We start from the raw sequence: 17,366 nt of genomic DNA, 5'->3' as shown, positions 1-17,366 counted from the left end.
TCCAGCACCCGAGATCGACCAAGGAGGCGACTGTGAGAACACCAGTGCTGTTCGTTCACGGGCTGTGGCTGCATGCAAGTTCGTGGGAGCCGTGGCTGGCACGGTTCCGGGACGAGGGTTATGAGCCGCAGGCGCCGAACTGGCCCGGTGACGGCGAGACGGTGGAGTCCTCGCGACGAGCCCCGGAGGCGATCGGCGACCACGGCATCGACGACGTCGTGGCCCACTTCGCCGCGATCATCGACGAGCTTCCCGAACTGCCGATCCTGGTCGGGCACTCGTTCGGCGGGATGATCGCCCAGAAGCTCCTCGGCCAGAACCGCGCGAAGGCCGCCGTCGCGATCGACGCCGCCCAGATCAAGGGCGTCCTCCCTGTCCCGCTGTCGGCGCTGCGCGCCACCCTGCCGGTGTTCAAGAACCCCGCGAACAAGCACCGAGCTGTCTCGCTGACCGCTGACCAGTTCCGCTTCGCCTTCGGCAACGCCGTCTCCCAGGAGGAGTCCGACCAACTGTTCGAGCGCTGGACCATCCCGGCACCCGGTAAGCCACTGTTCGAGGCGGCGTCGGCCAACTTCAACCCGCACTCCCCCGCCAAGGTCGACACCGACAACCAGACCCGTGGACCGCTCCTGCTGATCGCCAGCGGGAAGGACAACACCGTCCCCGAGTCGGTGACGCTCGCGACACTCAAGCAGTACCGGCATTCCGACGCCATCACGGACCTGACGACCTTTCCGGACCGCGGTCACTCGTTGACGATCGACTCCGGGTGGCCCGAGGTCGCCGAGACCTGCCTGACCTGGCTGCGGAAGCAGTCCCTGTGAAGCTCGACCTCGCAGGCCGGACCGCAGTCGTAACGGGCGCCAGCAAGGGCATCGGCTTAGCTGTGACTCGCGCTCTGGTCGCCGAAGGCGCGCAGGTAGCTGCAGGGGCTCTCAACGGTTCGGAGGAACTGACAGCCCTGGCCGAGGCCGGTGTCGCCACGGTGCTCGGCGACCTCACCACCATGCCGGGCTGCCAGGCACTCGTGGACCTGGCCGTCGACCGCTTCGGCGGCGTCGACCTGCTCATCAACAACGTCGGCGGGGTGCGACCGCGCACAGGCGGTTTCCTCGAAGTCACCGACGCCGACTGGCAATGGGCGCTGGAGTTGAATCTGTTCTCCGCCGTCCGCGCGACCCGCGCAGCGCTGCCGCACCTGATCGAATCAGCGCCATCGGCCATCGTGACGATCTGCTCAGTCAACGCCACCCTGCCCGACCCGGGCGTGATCGACTACAGCGCAGCAAAATCGGCCCTCCGCAGCTTCAGCAAGTCCCTCTCCAAGGAGGTCGGACCGTTGGGCGTCAGCGTCAACACCGTCAGTCCCGGACCAGTCGAGACAGCACTCTGGCTCGGCCCCGGTGGGGTGGCCGACACGCTCAGCCGAGCCCAAGGCGTCGACCCTGCCACCGTCCGCGACGCCGCGGTTGCCGGCACACCCACTCGACGGTTCACCCGGCCCGACGAGGTCGCCCAACTCGTGCTGCTCCTCGCCTCCAGCACGGTCAGCAACCTGACCGGAAGCGACGTCCTGATCGACGGCGGCATGGTCAGCACCCTCTGACCACCGACGTACCGCCCATCCAGCCGGCGCCGCGCCGGACGCTCCGTCCTCTACTACCGCACCCCCGACGGCAACCGCCTGATCCGCGCCACCACCGACACCGAACCACCACCAAGGTGAGCAACCTGCGCACCCCTCTCGAGCCACCCGCCTCCGTCGGACGAACTACTCGAGACGGCGCGATGGCAACGGAGTGAGTACGCCGTGAGTTGGGGCACCCACTCCACCGACGCATGCTGCCCGACGCGCACCCTCCCTGAGTGGTGCTCTCCTTGGCCGGACCCAGCGCCTGGAGGTCAGTCAGTCGGCGGGGGTCCGGCTCGGGTGTGCGTCATCCGGGCGGCGGGCGGAGCTGACGTAGGCAACGCCTGGGATCCTGAGGCCGTCGGTTGTCTGGTATCTCGCCAGCCTGCTGCGGACCTTCTCCCTGATGGCGGCGAGGTCTTCCGGAGGCAGAGTTCCGAGGATCCGCTTCAGCGGGCCGGCTAGATCTGTGCGCAGGTCCCAGTAGTCCTCGAAGGACGCGTCATGCGTGGGCACGGGCACCTCCTTGACGCGTACGTTCTCGAGTGCGGCCGAGGCCAACACTTGGGCGAGAGCGCCGTCCGCGCCCAGCGCGAAGGGACCTGGGAAGCCGGCAGGCGGAACCGGCGAGCCGGTGTGCTCCTGCACGGCGTCTGCGAGCACTCCGAGCCACGGATTGCGGTCGCGCGGACCCCACACGGTGACGGCGACTCGCCCGCCGGGGCGCAGTACGCGGGCGATCTCGCTCGCCGCCTTGACGGGGTCCAGCGCGAACATGAGTCCCTCGCGACAGACGACGATGTCGAAGGAGGCGTCTGGCAGATCAATCTGCTCCAGGTCGATGACACGCGCGCTGACCGCTGCGGTGGTTCCACCCTTGCCTGCTCGTCGCGAGGCGCGAGCGGCCGCGATCTCCACCATCTGCGGCGCCGCGTCGGAGAGTACGACGCGGCCTCCGGGAGCGACGCTGTCGGCGATGGCCAGGCCCAGCCCACCGGCACCGCAGGCAAGCTCGAGCACTTCGTCGCCCGGAGCCGGCCCGACAGCCTTGATCATCAGGCGGGTGACGAGCTCGGAGCGTTGCTCGACATGATCGGCGTGTACGCCCCATGACTCGGCGACCGCACCCCACATCCGATGGACGTGCTTGCGGATCTGCTGGGGCGTCGGCACCTGGGCAGTCTCTGTTGACATGCTGCTCGCCTCCTCGGCGATTCGTTACACGCGGCGTGTAACGAATATTGCTAACATGAGGCCTGTGCCGGACGAAGTCAAGACCCCGCGTACGTATGACTCCTCCCTCCGCGCGCGGCAGGCCGCGGATCGGCGCCTGGCGCTCGCCTCGGCCGCGAAGGATCTCTTTGTCGAGCTGGGCTATCCGGCCACGACCATGGACGCGGTCGCGTCGCGCGCAAACGTCTCGCTCAAGACCGTCTACAACGCCTACGCGAGCAAGTCCGGTCTGCTCAGGGCGGTGTGGGACATGTCGCTCAAGGGCGACCTCGACGAAGCCCCGGTCGCTGAGCGGCCCTGGTACACCTCGCTCATGTCCGAGCCTGACCCACAGCGGCAGGTGGCGATGACGGCTGCGGCGTCACGAGTCGTCAAGACGCGCATCGGGCCGATGCTCAAGGTGATCCGAGACGCCGCCCCGGTCGACGAGGACCTGGCGGCGCTGTGGGAGCTGATCCAGACGGACTTCTGGGCCAATCAACACGCGATCATCGAAAGCCTGGACACCAAGGGGGCCCTACGGCCGGGCCTCGACATCGACCATGCCACCGACCTGCTGTGGACGCTCAATCATCCAGACGTCTGGCTTCTGCTGGTAGATGGTCGGGGCTGGACGCCCGAGGAATGGGAAACCTGGTTCGCCGACGCCTGCCAACACCAGCTTCTCGCCCCACGCTGAGAACGTAACGCGGGACATGCGCCGGATCGGGTTCTGGGCGGCTGTCCCTGCGGTGCTGTCCGACGGGGTAGCAACTTTCCGTGCCTGCCCGGCATCTAGCGGGTAGAGCGTCCCCGGGGCGCGGGGAGGACTGGCGGACATGAAGCGACGCATGGTGGTTTGGGCTGGGGGCGCCGCGCTCGCGGCCGCCGCGCTCACGCCGGCCGCGGCCCAGGGCGCTGAGACATCAGGGAGGGCGGGGACGACCGGGCAGCGTGCCGCCGCGGTCTGTGAGATCTGGCAGGGGTCGGTCACTGCGTCCGGGCAGCACACGTCGTCGGAGGTGGCCGCGACCACCCCGCCGTCGGTTCTGGACCAGCGGATCACGGAAGGGGCGTTCCAGCCCGGGCAGATCCGGCTCAGCGCCCGGACCACCAGCGAACCGAACGTCGCCGGCCCGGACCGGTACGGCTACGTCGTCATCGGTGACGCCCTCTACTGGAGCAACTACGCGATCAACGCGGCAACCGGCCAGATCGACCCCGACGAGCAGCACCTGCTGCGGCGGGTCGGCGGTGGTTGGACTCCGTTCACGATGCTGGAGACCTCGACGTACGAGACCATCGACGGCGACTTCAGTCGCTCGGTCGCCTACGGGATGCGCGAGAACGGCGTGCTGTACCGGTGGAAGATCGTCAACGGGACGTGGCAGAGCAACGGTTCGTACGCCGGGTTCGCCGCGGTCAAGTCGATGACCCTGATCAGCAAGTCCCCGACGTACGACACGTTCCTCGCGAACACCCGTGGTGGAGCGCTCTACACGATCCGGATCCCGTCGTCGGTGCCGATGCAGCCGATCGTCAAGCCGGTCCGGAGCCGCACCTGGCAGGGCTTCGAGGTGCTGTCGGCGATGGCGTGCGGCCGGAACAGTACGCTCCTGCTCGGCATCGACAAGGACACGAAGTCCGGCTACCTGTACGCCGTCGGTCACGCGAACGGCCTGTCCACCCTGATCCGGTCCCTGGGCAAGGTCGCCGGGACGTTCGACGACCCGGTGTACTTCCGCTGGGTTCCGATTCCCGTCTACGACATCGCCAACGGCGACTGATCGAAAGGACCACGAGATGTTCCGCAAGGCCATCGGCCTCACCGGCGCCGCCGGTCTGGCACTGACCCTCGGCACGGCAATCCAACCGGCCCAGGCGGTCCAGACGAGTCAGACGGCGGCCTGTGTCCTGGCGCTCGGGTCGTTCAACGCGCAGTGGGGTCAGAACAAGCAGATCGTCACTGCCACCGCACCACCGACGGTCGGGCCGGTGCTGAACACCTCGAACATCTACCAGTCGCCGTTCGGCGTCGGTGTCACGCCCACCACGTTCACCGAGACTCCGATGACCGGCGGCCGCACGGCCCGGGTCGGGAAGATCGTCATGGGTGGGTACCTGTACGACAGCTCGGCCATCGTCCGCTCCGACGGCTCGCTGGTGCGGGGATCGAACGTGCTGAAGAGGTACGGCGGTGGCTGGGGCGGGAAGCGCTTCCTCGTCCAGGCGCGGTACAAGGCGTCAGCGGCGAGCAAGCCGTCCCGTACGACGCTGTACGCCCAGGACACCTCCGGCAGGTTCGGGCGCTGGACCGATCTCGGCACGGGTTTCCGCAACACCGGCTATGTCGCCGGACTCAGCACGATGAAGGCGTTCGCGCTGATCGCCACGACCGCGACGTACGACCTGTTCCTGGTCAACAACCGGGCCGGCGGGCTGTACACGCTGAAGATCCCGACCACCAGCCCGCTCAAGCCGGTGGCGACCCCGGTCCGCACGTCGAGCTGGCAAGTTTTCGAGAAGATGATCGCGGCGCCGTGCGGCACCGGCTCCATCGTCCTCGCGATGGACTACGACACCGGCAAGAAGTACCTGTATGTCGTCGGCCACGCGAACGGCGCCAAGACCGCGATCAGAAACCTCGGTGAGCTCACCATCAACTGGGGCGACTTCGACCACTTCCGCTTCGCCCCGGCCTACGACCCGTTGAACGGCGGCTGACCAGCAAGACCTCCACGCTGACTGGGTGCCCATTCTTGCCAAATCCCGGTGTTGCTGGCGAAAACGGGCAATTCGTTTACACCTGTCCTCGGTGCTGATCAGATTCGGTCACTCCTGACCACCGAGAGGACACCATGCGTTCTTCTGCCCGTCGGCTACTCGTGCCGGCCGCTGCGCTTCTCCTGGTCGTCGGTCTTGCCACTCCGACGACGGCCGGCGCCGAACCACCCCCACCGCTCCCCACCGCCGGCGGCGCGGCCGCGCCAGGGGGAACACCCCTCGACCTCACGCTCATCACCGGAGATAAGGTCACGATCGCACCCGGGCCCGGCCGCGCCGTGTCGGTGCAGGCCGTCGTACGTGCTCCCCGGTCGACCGGACCGGTACGGATCAGCGTCGAGAACGGCGACACGTTCGTCTACCCCGGCGCCGCGATGCCGTACCTGGCGACCGGGCAGCTCGACAAGCAGCTGTTCAACGTCAGCGAGCTGGTGGCCGAGGGATACGACAACGCCCGGAGCAAGGACCTCCCGCTGATCGTCACGGGCTCGCCGGGCGTGGCCGCCAAGTCCGCGCGCCGCTCGGCGCTGCCGGGCACAACCACCACGGTCGACCTCCCGTCGGTCGACGGCGCGGCCGTCAAGGCCGAGAAGACGCAAGCGGCCGCGCTCTGGTCGGCGCTGACCGGGCAGAGCGGCGCGCGGGCGAAAGCGAGCACCGCCGCGGCGCCCTCGTTCGCGACGGGGATCGCCAAGGTCTGGCTCGACAGCAAGGCGCGGACGATGCTCGCCGACACCACCGCACAGATCGGCGCGCCCGCGGCGTGGGCGGCGGGCGTGACCGGCACGGGCGTGCGGGTCGCGGTGCTGGACTCCGGTGTGGACCTGGGACACCCGGACCTGGCACCGCGGATCGTGGCGACCAAGAGCTTCGTGGCCGGTGAAGACGTCGTCGACCGCAACGGCCACGGCACGCACACCGCGTCGACCGTCGCCGGTACCGGCGCGGCCTCGGACGGCAAGGAGCGTGGCGTCGCACCGGACGCCGATCTCATCGTGGGCAAGGTGCTCGGCGACAGCGGCTCCGGCCCGATCTCCGGCATCATCGCCGGGATGGAGTGGGCGGCGCGGACCGAGCACGCCAAGGTGATCAACATGAGCCTGGGGACGCCGGCCTGGCACACCCAGGACGATCCGCTGAGTCAGGCCGTCAACGAGCTGAGCGCCGAGACCGGTGTCCTGTTCGTGATCGCCGCGGGCAACTCGGGGAGCAGCCCGTACAGCGTCAGCTCACCGGGTACCGCGGACGCCGCCCTGACCGTCGGCGCGGTGGACGGTTCGGACCAGCTGGCCGACTTCTCCAGCGTCGGCCCGCGGCTGATGGACGACGGCCTCAAGCCCGACCTGACCGCACCCGGCGTCGACGTGCTGGCCGCGCGGTCGCAGTACACGAACGACGGCGGCGAGGGCTACTACCGGACCGACAGCGGTACGTCGATGGCGGCTCCGCACGTCACCGGTGCGGCCGTACTGCTCGCCGCGCAACACCCGGACTGGACCGGGCAGCAGCTCAAGGACGCACTGATGAGCACCAGCAAGCTGACGCCCGCGTACACGCCGTACCAGGCTGGGACCGGGCGGGTCGACGTCGCGGCAGCCTCGCTGCACGGTCAGCTCACCGCCAGCGGATCGGTCGACGCCGGGCTCGTCCAGTGGTCGCCGAAGCCGGCCCGGACGCCGGTCAAGCGGCAGATCAGCTACCGCAACACCACGGACAACCCGCTCACGCTGCGGCTGTCCACCGACCACGCCGGCATCTTCCGCCTCGCCGCGGACCAGGTGACAGTGCCCGCGAAGGGCACCGCAGCGGTCGGTTTCACGGCGGACCCGAACGGCCTGGCTCCCGGCCAGTACGCGGCCCAGGTCATCGCGACCTCCTCGACCGGCACTGTGCACACGGCCGTCGGGCTAGCCGTCGAGCCGAAGAAGTACAACCTGAACGTCCAGCTGAAGGACCAGGCCGGCAAGCCGGTCAGCGGTGAGGTCGAGGTCACCGGCGCGGACGGGAAATCCACCGTGCTGTGGGCAACAGACGGCGAGCTCACCAGCCGCTGGGCGCCGGGCTCGTACACGATCGTCTCGACCCTGGACGTGCCCGGCAGCCACGGCCCGCACTCGCTCGGTCTGGCCTTCCTGACCGCGCCCGAGGTCGACCTGACCGCGGACCGGACCGTCGTCCTGGACGCGTCGCGGAGCCGTCCGATCAAGGTCGACACGCCGAAGCCGACGACCGTCACCACGAGCAGGTTCGACCTCTTCCGGTCCTTCACCTCGGCGCAGCCGACCCCCGACGACAGGGCGGCGCTGCACGAGATCTTCATGCCGCCGCCGGACTACGACAGCTTCTGGGCGCTGCCGACGAAGAACAAGGTCCGCACCGGCAGCTTCGTACTGACCACCCGGTTCCGGGCCGAGCAGACACCGCTGACGATCAGCTACGACGGCCGCAGCCTCGACGACTCGCTGCTCGTCCAGCCCGGCTCCCCGGCGTTCCGCGCCGGCACGACGCGCGTCCAGGCCGTCTTCGCCGGCACCGGCACGCCCGCCGAGTACGCCGGTCTGGACGCGCGCGGCAAGGCGGTCGTCATCCGCAACAGCATCGACGTACCGCCAGCAGACCGGGCCGCCGCGGCGCACGCCGCCGGCGCGGCCATGCTGCTCGTGGTCAACGACGGCATCGGCCGCTACAACGACTGGTACGGCGGAGCCGACGGCCGGACCCCCGGCCCGATCCCGACGGCGTCGCTCACCCTCGACGACGGCGAGGCCCTGATCAAGAAGCTCACCACGCACCGGACCGAGCTGACCGTCGCGGCCAACCCGGTGCCGTCGTACCTGTACGACCTGGTCGACTACCACCAGGGCAAGGTCCCGGACGACCCGTCCGCGGCCACGGACCCCGGCAGCCTCGCCCGGATCGAGAACGACTTCGCTCCCCCGAACGGGCAGCAGGTCCTGGAGAGTCGCGAGGACAGCCCGGCGTACGAGTACTGGCCGGCTTCCTTCCCGTACGCCGTGTACGGGTCGATCCGGGTACCGCGGTTCCCGGCGAAGCCCGCGGTGGGGCACCGGACGGACTGGGTGTCGGCAGGCGCGAAGTGGCAGCAGTACGCCTCGATCAACGGCTGGGCGACATTCACCGACATCACGAGCTACCAGCCGCGCAGCGTGCAGAGCCAGCGCTGGTTCGGTCCGATCGTGCGGCCGCGGATGCTCGAGTTCGAGCTCCCGCACCGGGTCGGCAACGCGATGGGCGGCATGATCGCCGGGTTCGGTGACGGCGGGTCCGCGCACAGCGGCGACTCGCTGATGACGCGCAGCTTCGCGCTGTACCAGGGCGAGGAGAAGCTGGTCGGGAACGGTCCGCGGCCGGACTTCGGCGTGGGTGACCTGGCGCCGGAGAAGCGGCCGTACCGCCTGGTTGCCGACACCGTCGGGAACGCCGAGCTGACGCCGTACTCGACGAGCACGCACACCGAGTGGACTTTCACGTCCGGGGAGGCGGAGAACCAGCCGCTGCCGCTGGCCCAGCTCGACTACGGCGTGGACGTCGACGCGGCCGGGCGGGCGAAGCGGAACTCGGTCTTCGCCGTCAAGCCCGTGGTGCTGGGCAGCAATGCCCGGCAGGACGCCGTGGTCTCGGTCGGGCTGGAGGTCTCGTACGACGACGGGGCGACCTGGCAACGGCTGCAACTGAAGGAAAGCAAGGGCAGCTGGGAGACGCGGCTGCAGGCACCGCCGCGGGCCGGGCAGGTGTCGGTGCGGGTCACCGCCAAGCAGCGCAACGGCGGCGGCATCAGCCAGACGATCGTCCGGGCCTTCGGGCTCAGATAATGCGAGCGGGCGGCCGGCGGGCGCCGGCCGCCCGAGTGTTGGTCCCTTGATTAATTGTTAGCCACCTGACAAGATTGTCAGGTGGCTAACAGAATACGAACCCCTGATCTGGACGGCGCTGGGGCCTGGGCCAAGCGATACTTCCTGGCCAGCCGGGCTCTGATGGATTCGGTGCTGCGTCCCTACGATCTCGGGCACACCCAGTGGTACGTGCTCCAGTTGCTCGCCATCAACGGTCCGTTGAACCAGCGTGAGGTCACCCGCCTGCTCGAAGTGGAGCGAGCGACACTCAGCACGATCACCGGCGTTCTCGTCCGTAAGGGGCTGATCGAACAGCTTGCCGACGACGCGGACCAGCGCCAGAAGGTCCTGCGCATCACGGCGGCCGGCACCGATCTCTGGAGCACGATCCCGGATCCGATCGAGCTGATCACCACCGTCGCCTTCGCCGGAGTCGATCCGACCGACCTGGCAACCGCCCAGCGCGTACTCAGCGAAGCCACCGAACGTCTTGTCAACCACAGAACGGAGATCAAGTAACCATGACGATCCTCGTCACCGGTGGCACCGGCCTGGTCGGCTCACGTCTGCTGAAGCGATTCGCCGCGAACGGTACCGACTGCAGAGCGCTCGTGCGTCCCGGTAAGACCATTCCGGAAGGGATTCAGCCAGTTGAGGGAGATGTGCTGCATCCGGAGACGCTTTCCAAAGCCCTGGTCGGCGTCACGGCCGTCGTTCACCTGGCCGCCGCATTCCGCACCACGGACGAAGCCCGGATCTGGGCGGTCAACTTGGACGGGACCCGCAACCTGATCGCCGCAACGCAAGCCATCAGTCCCCAGGCCCGATTCCTGCTGGCCAGCACCTCCAACGTCTACGGTCCAGAACTCACCCATCCTGGTCGCGAGACCGACGCGACGACCGCGACGCACGCTTACCCGGCCAGCAAGATCCAGGCCGAGGCGGAAGTCCGCGCGAGCGGGCTGAACTGGGTGATCCTGCGCTTCCCCTTCGTGTACGGCGACCAGGACGGTCATCTCGAAGCGGCCCGGAACCAACTGGCCGAAATGGGATGGCATCCTGCGCGCAAACTCAGCGTCATCCACCACGAGGACATCGCAACCGCGATCAACCTCGCCCTGACCGGCGAACTGGACGGCCAAACGGTCAACATTGCCGACGACTCACCCCTCACCGCCTACGAAATGGCCCAACTCGTCGGCTCGACCTATGAGTCCTCCGGCGAGCCCCTGTCCAACCCCTGGCAAGGCCACATGGACATCTCCCTCGCTCGAAGCCTCGGCTTCCGACCGAAGGTGCCCACCGCTTACCAGGCCTATCGCGACGGAAGAATCTGACCCGAACCGCTGAATTGGGACGCGACCGCATCGCGGTCGATGAGGGACCAGACGTGCGCGATCCGTCCGCCCTCGAACCGGTAGAAGACGTGCTCGGCGAAGGAGACCGCCCTCCCTGTCGGTTCTAGGCCGAGGAATGTACTTGTCGGGGTGCAGTCGAACCAGAGCCGGCAGGCCACCATGTCACCACCAGTGGACAGCAGGTGAGCCTCGAAGCGTAGATCCGGGACCGCACGAACATCCTCCGCGATCATGTCGGCGTACTCCTGGCGGGTCAGCAGCTTGTCGTTGTAGACGAGTTCGTCGCACACATAGCGGTCCAGCTCGTCGAACCGCCGGCCGTTCAATACGTCGAGGTACGCCAGGTACGTCGACTCCAGGTTCTCGTGGACCACGGGTTCTCCTTCCAAATCATCCGGCGTGCCGGCGAGTATGCCTCGACAACTGGAACGCCGAGTCCAACAACCACATGATCGGCATCAACGAACAACCCGGCTACCACATCGTGACCCGAGCCATCGATTACCAGAAGGACCTTTGAAACAAGCCGGGGGCGCCGCATCAAGCGGCGCCCGCGGCTCTGCACTACTGCAGGATCACTCCCCCACCAACTGGTTCCAGTGGCCGGTGACCGAGAAGATGCCGGTGCCCGGGATGGTGCCGCCGGTGACCCGGCCGTAGGACGTGACCGCGGTCTTCGAGCCGTTGAACTTGCTCATCGCGTACTGGTACGCCGAGTCGGTCTCGTTGTCGAAACCGGTCACCAGCGTGCCGCCCCTGGCGCCGCACTCCCTGGCGGCCAGCGATTCGTACGCCGCGAAGCCCGCGCTACGGACCAGCTTCAGGATCGGCTTGGTCGAGGCCGCGGCCGGGATCCGGACCGTCCAGAGGGCGCCCGCCTTGGTGGTCATCAGGAGCGTGTCGTAGGTCGGGGTTTCGGAGACAACGGTCATCGCCTTGAAGCCCTTGAAGCCCGGGAAGTGGCCGAGCGCCCGGAAGGTGGCACCCGACGCCGCGTAGCGGTACAGGCTGCCGTTGGTGCTCAGCCCGTACAGGTACGAGCGGTTCGGCGCGGTGATCGCGTAGTTCGACGTCACGAGCTGGGTGAAGCTGGTCCAGCCGGAGCCGATCCGTGCGTACGTCGGCCGCGCGTTGTCGGTGTCGAAGTAGGTGACACCGCGGTACAGCGTGCCGTTCTGCACGAACAGGCTGTGGTAGTAGAAGTGCGCGTCGGTCTGCACGCCGTACCACGTCGTGTTGAGACGGGTGCCGACGAACGGGAACTCGGTGAAGAACTCACCGCGCGGCGGCTTGCCTGGCGTGACCAGGACGTCGTTGATCCCCGGCTTCGGGGTGTTGAAGCCCACGTCCTGCACGCATCCCCCGGAGGCGAGCTTGGTGTTCGGCGTGGTCTTCAGGTTGCCCTGGGCCGGGTTGGCGATCGCAGGCGTCGGGTCGGACCGGACGGCGGCGGTGGCCGGGCCGGCGGCGGCCGTGGCGGCGAGCATGCCGACCCCGGCCAAGGCGAGCGCGAAGCGCTGCAGTTTCATACTGGGAATCCCCCTCAAGACATGAGCGACCTCGATGGGCCTCGAGATCGTGCGCGAGCATAACGTGCGCGAGGGACAGAACGCGCCGCGATTGCACCTTGTTGCAACGCCGGCCATCTGCCTGCAGGACACGCGAAGTGGCCGTCAGGATCGCCTTTCCCGCAAGGAATGGTGGTGATTGGCCCGCCGCGGTGCCAACGGCCGTCGGACTGATCCCCTGAACCGCAGTGCTCGAGTGCCTGACTTCGGCCGTCTGGCCGGAGGCCCCGCTCGACTAGTAGCCAGCTTGGAACGCTCACTCACGGCCTGGCGCTGAGCCCGTGAATCCAGTCGAACGGCTGGGAGCTTGGTGGAGCGACTACCAAGGTCGCCGCGAACGCTATGCCTACTACGGTGACTGCCCGGTCTGCGGACTGATCGTGTTGTCGAGGACAATCCGAGAGATTACTCTCGAAACATGTCTCTCACGATCCACCGGCACGGCGGCGAGCCGGGGAGTCGACCTGCCGATGCGGCACTGAATGCGTCCGGAAGCCACTCAGTAGAGGTTGGAGGACAGATGGCAGACACGACGAAGGACCCGAGCAGACCGTCCGAAATGTTCGCCGCAACAGCGGCAGACGATCGACCAGGACCGACCGCTGCCGAGAGGTTGCGGCTCATGGAGCCGGACGACTGGCACGCAGACCTCGATGCCCTCGCCAGCGGCCTCCTCGAGCGGCATCGCAACCCTTTCCACACGATCTCACCGGAACAGTTCGACGCCACAGTGGCCCGCCTCCACGACCGGATCCCAGCTCTGTCCGGCACCGCAATCCTGGTCGGCTTCGACGAGATAGCAGCGATGATCGGCGACGGCCACACCAGCGTCGAGACCGACGATCACTACCGACGCTTTCCGCTGGAATTGTTCTGGTACGGCGACCAGTTGCGGGTAGTGAAGGCACTCACTGACAACCCTCGAGTGCTCGGTGCCCGACTGGTTGCGATCGGTGGCATCGCCGTCGAGGAGATAGACCGGCGACTCCAGCCACTCATTCCACAGGGCGAGAACGCCTGGCACGAGCGGGCCCGCAGTGCGGATCGACTCACCCGCGCCGACGTGCTCGCTGCCCTCAACTGCCTGCCGGACACCGCCGCCGGCGAGTTCAGCTTCGTCGGCCAGAACGACGCGTCTTTCACAGCCGAGGTGGCATCCCTACCACCTGGGACGGCACCGTCGTGGCCGCCGCCGTCGGCGGACGCCCCGCTCCGGATGCGGAACCCCGACGAACCGCTCGCCTACACCGCACTTCCCACAACAGGCGCGACCTACGCGAACTTCCGCCGCTACGACGGCCTCGAACAGGCCGCTGGACAACTGATTGCGCACCTGCAAGACACCGCACCAGCCCGACTGATCCTCGACCTTCGCGACAACGGCGGCGGCGACTACACCCTCGCCCGCCACAACCTCATCTACCCGATCTGGAGGCTGCCGACCATCAACCGACCCGGCGGTCTGTACGTACTGATCGGCAGGAACACCTACTCCGCCGCAATGGTCACCGCCACCGACTTCCGCCGCGAAACCGAAGCCATCCTTGTCGGCGAGCCCACCGGCGCCCGGCCCGTCGGCTACCAGGAACTTGGCACCTTCGATCTACCCCGATCGGGCCTGCGTGCGCACTGCGCAACCCGGCACTACCGCTTCTCCGACGCCGATACCGCCGCCGTCTTCCCCGACCAGCGAATGGATCCAGACTGGAACACCGACAGATCCGGACACGACACCGCCATCGACTGGTGCCTCGCGCAGCCCAAATAGCAACACTCCACCGACAGAACGTACTGACCGCAGTCCGCAGAACGACAACCGCACGGTCCCGCAACCGGAGGCACAGCAAACCGGAGGAGGTCGCGCATCATCGCGGCGGTGATCACGGGTCAGCTACTCGACCGCATTGTCATGCCGGGCTCAGCGTCGGCTCGAGGCGGACCAGTCCCTCGGGCAGCGCGTCGGCCCATTCAGCCATCTCAGCGGTAACCCGGAACATCCTCGCCGCGATGAACGGCTGAGCCTGCTCATCCGAGCCGGTGCCGAAGGATTCCAGGCGCCAGTCTCGCCCATTGGCGTGCAGGACGTCGTACACCTCGTCGATCTGAGCGCGGGTGAACCGGCTGGGCACCACGCATAACTGTCGTGGCAGTTTCGGCGACAACCGCCGGATCACCGCGTCCACATCGGTGGCAGCGACGACCAAGACTTCCTGGTCCGGGGAGGGACGGAAGATCGCCAGGTTGACGATCGGTCCGGACGACTCGCGGTCGCGGAGGTCAACGTCCAGCTCGACCACGCCGTGCCGCCAGCCACCGGGCGGCGGCGGGCACGGCGGGTCCCTCCGAGCTGCACGCGCCTCCCGAGCAGGGATCTCCGCCGACAGCACCTCGACCTCGATGCTCTCGTCGCCCCAGATCCCAACCACCGAGACGTAGCCCAGACCTCGGTTCGCTGCGATGCCGGCAGCGACTGCCTCGCCATCTGCCCCGATCAACCGAACCGACCGATCCGACTTCCAACCCGGGGCTTTCCACGTCAAATCATGCACGCGGGCCAGGTCCAACCAATCACCGTCCGCCCCGGCCACGAACCGGCCCCAAGTCCGAACCCTGTCCCCCACCCCGAACACCAAATCCCTCGCCGCCATAACTACATGCTGCTCCGCCCGAACTCTTTCGGCATGCCCCCACAGCCCATCGGTACCGCGGGACCAAGCCTCCAGGCGCTACCAGCTCGGCGTAAGTCCGCGCCGCCGGAAACATTTCCTCGGCGGGCCTGGGCGAGGGCTACACCCACACGACCTCGACAACGGCACCCGCACCTCGCACGAACGCGAAGGCCTGATGCGTCGCTATCGACTGCCACCGTCGCCGACGGCTGAGTGCCTCAATCGCCGTTCGGGTCCCAGGCGTTGGCAGTGCTGTCCATTGGCCCGGCCCACGATTCGGGAGGTGGACCGAATGCGCGACGGCCGGCTCTCACCGCCAGAGCGGCAAGGGCAGCGTTGGCACCACCACCAATCACAACGCCGATGCCGAACGGCGCCACCCGGCCGAGAACGACGATCCGATCGCGATGGGCGATTGCGCTGGCTAAAGTTGCTGATCCGCCGTCGACCCTGGTCTACACGGCCACGCTGCCACCTCCAGCAATGAGCGTGCTGGCCGCCAGAACCACGCCAGGTGGTCTACAGCCGTCCACAGTCTGGTTGGCAAAGCCGACTGCCGATGCTTCACTCCGTCGCGACCTGGTCCTCGGACTGCTTCGTCGCCCGACGGCGGCGGAACTGGTGTCGGATCGTCGACAGGAGAAGCCCAGCGATCCACCACGTGAAGAAGAAGGTGCCCGTGAGAACCCCCCAAATGAAGTCCCCGGTCGAGGCATCTTGGTGCACCTCAACGATGACGCTTATCGTCAGCCCTCCGACGATCCCAACCCAGAAGAGTGGGTCGGTCTGGATCGGTCGATCGAAGAACGGTCGTGGGATCACCTGCAAATGATCACATGCTGCGTCGCGGCGAGACAGGTGCTCGCGGCCCACCCGTGCGGTGTGTCTGCTCCGCAGATCTGTCGGCGTGTGGTCGCCGATCTCCGAGGTCGTGTGCGCGGATGTCTGGCGTCCTCTGCAGACAGCGGTGAGCAGAGTTGCCTCGTCAGTTGGCCGGCGGAGGGTTGTCGGTGGCTTCGGCGACGTAGCCGCAGAGTTGTGGGTCGCATTCGGCCTCGTGGTCCCGGCCCCAGAGGTCGGTGTCTCGCTCGGTGGCACGAGCGAGGTGGACGAGTCGGAGTTGTTCCCTTCGGGGCAGGGTCGAGGGCAACGCTGTGAAGGTCTCTGGGAGCACGGAGACCATGCTGCTGACCTGTTCGCCGTCATACATCCGCAGGAGTGCGGTGCACTGCCACCAGCGGATCTCGCCACCTCGACCGTCTGGGTTGCCGGGCCAGTAGTAGTCCGCCGGATCCGGCACCAGATAGTGGACGCCGTCGGGATCCAGGTGGGCCCGGAGCCACGGCCCGCCTTTGCCGAGGCCGAGCCGGAGCCGTCCGGCCTCCTCGTGCAGGGCGCAGACCGCATCGGTATCGAGGGCCTTGAGAACGTGTGCTGCCGCAGACAGCGGCTGGCGCCCGGCGGGGGCTCGGACCGGCCAGCGCCCCAGTAGAACGCCGGCCCGGTGCCGCGGAATCATCGGCGCCGGGCCCTTGCGATGCAACGGTAGCAGCGGCGGTGGCGTCCAGGTTCGCACTTCTTGTTCGATGTGGGCCAGCATCCATGCGCGCCCTTCGTGGCTGCTGGTGTTCCAGATCCAGCTCATCGGCCGCTTCGCCATCGCCTGCTCAAGGCTAGTGGGGGAGGCGCCTCTGCGGGACTGCTGCCAGCGACGTGGCTGGGCGATCCCCGGCATGTTGTGGCACAGATCGGCCAGGAACCTGATGCGGTCCAGATCCTCATCAGAGGAGCTGTCTTCCGACCTGCGCCGGACGTCCCCGGCCAGATAGCGAATCTCGGTGAACGCTTTGGCCGCCAACAACGCGGCCACCCTCCGATCGAGCCTGGCTTCGCGGCGCCTCATGCCGCCCCACCCAGCCGGCCGTGGGCGGCGCGTTCGACGACCCGGTAGACCTCGATCTTGCCCCGAACCCGTGGTTGCGACATTGGCGGCCCCTCTCGACACCGACAATCATCCTAGTTCGCGCTCGTTCAAGGCGGGCATGCCGCCGAGGCTGACCTGGAGGTCGGGATTCAGGGCCCTTGTCCAAGACGTTGCCCAGTGCAAGTGTTCTTGAGCACGAATCAGCCGGCAGTCCGGCTGTCATTCCGATCGCTCGTAACTCGCCGAGGGCCTGCGCGAGTTGCCGACCGCGTCGCTGCTTGCCTTCGGCGAGTTCACGGTTGCGTGCGTTGGCGACCTGCAGTCGTTGTAACAGTGACGGCTCGGTGCTGCGTTGTCGCGCGGGCAC

The 17,366-nt window shown here is 67.7% G+C and carries 15 protein-coding genes; 9 read left to right on the top strand and 6 right to left on the bottom strand.

The genetic code is table 11. The features are described 5' to 3' along the window. Positions 1-32 precede the first annotated feature (32 nt). A complete protein-coding gene (locus EV137_RS23135; RefSeq protein ID WP_134130698.1) occupies positions 33-824 on the top strand; it encodes an alpha/beta hydrolase in 792 nt (263 codons plus the stop codon). Continuing rightward, positions 821-1,606 (top strand): SDR family NAD(P)-dependent oxidoreductase, encoded by a 786-nt coding sequence (locus tag EV137_RS23130; RefSeq protein WP_134003566.1) that lies wholly within the window; start codon positions 821-823, stop codon positions 1,604-1,606. Before EV137_RS23135 ends, EV137_RS23130 begins: the two co-directional genes overlap by 4 nt. A gap of 300 nt (positions 1,607-1,906) precedes the next feature. Here the strand turns inward: EV137_RS23130 and EV137_RS23125 are convergent, their stop codons facing one another. Next, entirely contained in the window at positions 1,907-2,824 is a 918-nt protein-coding gene (locus tag EV137_RS23125) for a class I SAM-dependent methyltransferase (protein ID WP_134130697.1), read from the bottom strand. Between the two features lie 64 nt (positions 2,825-2,888). On the opposite strand from EV137_RS23125, the gene EV137_RS23120 reads away from it, so the two are divergent. From EV137_RS23120 to EV137_RS23095, 6 genes are all read left to right on the top strand, one after another. Further along, a complete protein-coding gene (locus EV137_RS23120; RefSeq protein ID WP_166679980.1) occupies positions 2,889-3,542 on the top strand; it encodes a TetR/AcrR family transcriptional regulator in 654 nt (217 codons plus the stop codon). A gap of 139 nt (positions 3,543-3,681) precedes the next feature. Then, on the top strand, positions 3,682-4,629 hold the full coding sequence (locus EV137_RS23115) for a hypothetical protein (protein ID WP_238175498.1): 948 nt from the start codon (positions 3,682-3,684) through the stop codon (positions 4,627-4,629). 16 nt (positions 4,630-4,645) lie between these two features. After that, a complete protein-coding gene (locus tag EV137_RS23110) occupies positions 4,646-5,566 on the top strand; it encodes a hypothetical protein (protein ID WP_134130695.1) in 921 nt (306 codons plus the stop codon). 134 nt (positions 5,567-5,700) lie between these two features. Continuing rightward, positions 5,701-9,459, top strand: coding sequence for a S8 family serine peptidase (locus EV137_RS23105; protein ID WP_134130694.1), 3,759 nt, complete (start codon positions 5,701-5,703; stop codon positions 9,457-9,459). A gap of 171 nt (positions 9,460-9,630) precedes the next feature. Further along, a complete protein-coding gene (locus EV137_RS23100) occupies positions 9,631-9,999 on the top strand; it encodes a MarR family winged helix-turn-helix transcriptional regulator (protein ID WP_202871078.1) in 369 nt (122 codons plus the stop codon). Positions 10,000-10,001: 2 nt separating this feature from the next. After that, on the top strand, positions 10,002-10,817 hold the full coding sequence (locus EV137_RS23095) for an NAD-dependent epimerase/dehydratase family protein (RefSeq protein ID WP_134130693.1): 816 nt from the start codon (positions 10,002-10,004) through the stop codon (positions 10,815-10,817). Here EV137_RS23095 and EV137_RS23090 read toward each other — a convergent pair. Both EV137_RS23090 and EV137_RS23080 read right to left on the bottom strand, forming a co-directional pair. Then, positions 10,796-11,212 carry an ester cyclase gene (locus EV137_RS23090; RefSeq protein WP_134130692.1) on the bottom strand — a complete coding sequence of 139 codons (417 nt, stop codon included), beginning with the start codon at positions 11,210-11,212 and terminating at the stop codon, positions 10,796-10,798. The two genes, EV137_RS23095 and EV137_RS23090, sit on opposite strands and share 22 nt — an antisense overlap. A gap of 201 nt (positions 11,213-11,413) precedes the next feature. Beyond that, positions 11,414-12,367, bottom strand: a complete 954-nt coding sequence (locus tag EV137_RS23080; RefSeq protein WP_134130691.1) for a hypothetical protein — start codon at positions 12,365-12,367, stop codon at positions 11,414-11,416. 844 nt (positions 12,368-13,211) lie between these two features. On the opposite strand from EV137_RS23080, the gene EV137_RS23075 reads away from it, so the two are divergent. Continuing rightward, positions 13,212-14,174 (top strand): S41 family peptidase, encoded by a 963-nt coding sequence (locus EV137_RS23075; RefSeq protein WP_134130690.1) that lies wholly within the window; start codon positions 13,212-13,214, stop codon positions 14,172-14,174. 139 nt (positions 14,175-14,313) lie between these two features. On the opposite strand, the gene EV137_RS23070 is transcribed toward EV137_RS23075, so the two are convergent. From EV137_RS23070 to EV137_RS23055, 3 genes are all read right to left on the bottom strand, one after another. Then, positions 14,314-14,901 (bottom strand): hypothetical protein, encoded by a 588-nt coding sequence (locus EV137_RS23070; protein WP_134130689.1) that lies wholly within the window; start codon positions 14,899-14,901, stop codon positions 14,314-14,316. 738 nt (positions 14,902-15,639) lie between these two features. Further along, positions 15,640-15,897 (bottom strand): hypothetical protein, encoded by a 258-nt coding sequence (locus EV137_RS23060; protein ID WP_134130688.1) that lies wholly within the window; start codon positions 15,895-15,897, stop codon positions 15,640-15,642. Between the two features lie 163 nt (positions 15,898-16,060). Then, positions 16,061-16,978, bottom strand: coding sequence for a hypothetical protein (locus tag EV137_RS23055; RefSeq protein WP_134130687.1), 918 nt, complete (start codon positions 16,976-16,978; stop codon positions 16,061-16,063). Between the last annotated feature and the right edge of the window lie 388 nt (positions 16,979-17,366).

Source organism: Kribbella pratensis, assembly GCF_004366075.1.
GTDB classification, from domain to species: Bacteria; Actinomycetota; Actinomycetes; order Propionibacteriales; family Kribbellaceae; genus Kribbella; species Kribbella pratensis.
Note: the sequence above shows the minus strand (reverse complement) of the source record. Positions and strands in the feature narration are given on the sequence as shown.

Excerpts from the sequence above, each read along its gene's own strand:
- EV137_RS23125 (WP_134130697.1), bottom strand. The coding sequence starts at position 2,824 with ATGTCAACAGAGACTGCCCAGGTGCCGACGCCCCAGCAGATCCGCAAG.
- EV137_RS23115 (WP_238175498.1), top strand. The coding sequence starts at position 3,682 with ATGAAGCGACGCATGGTGGTTTGGGCTGGGGGCGCCGCGCTCGCGGCC.
- EV137_RS23110 (WP_134130695.1), top strand. The coding sequence starts at position 4,646 with ATGTTCCGCAAGGCCATCGGCCTCACCGGCGCCGCCGGTCTGGCACTG.
- EV137_RS23105 (WP_134130694.1), top strand. The coding sequence starts at position 5,701 with ATGCGTTCTTCTGCCCGTCGGCTACTCGTGCCGGCCGCTGCGCTTCTC.
- EV137_RS23095 (WP_134130693.1), top strand. The coding sequence starts at position 10,002 with ATGACGATCCTCGTCACCGGTGGCACCGGCCTGGTCGGCTCACGTCTG.
- EV137_RS23080 (WP_134130691.1), bottom strand. The coding sequence starts at position 12,367 with ATGAAACTGCAGCGCTTCGCGCTCGCCTTGGCCGGGGTCGGCATGCTC.
- EV137_RS23075 (WP_134130690.1), top strand. The coding sequence starts at position 13,212 with ATGATCGGCGACGGCCACACCAGCGTCGAGACCGACGATCACTACCGA.
- EV137_RS23055 (WP_134130687.1), bottom strand. The coding sequence starts at position 16,978 with ATGAGGCGCCGCGAAGCCAGGCTCGATCGGAGGGTGGCCGCGTTGTTG.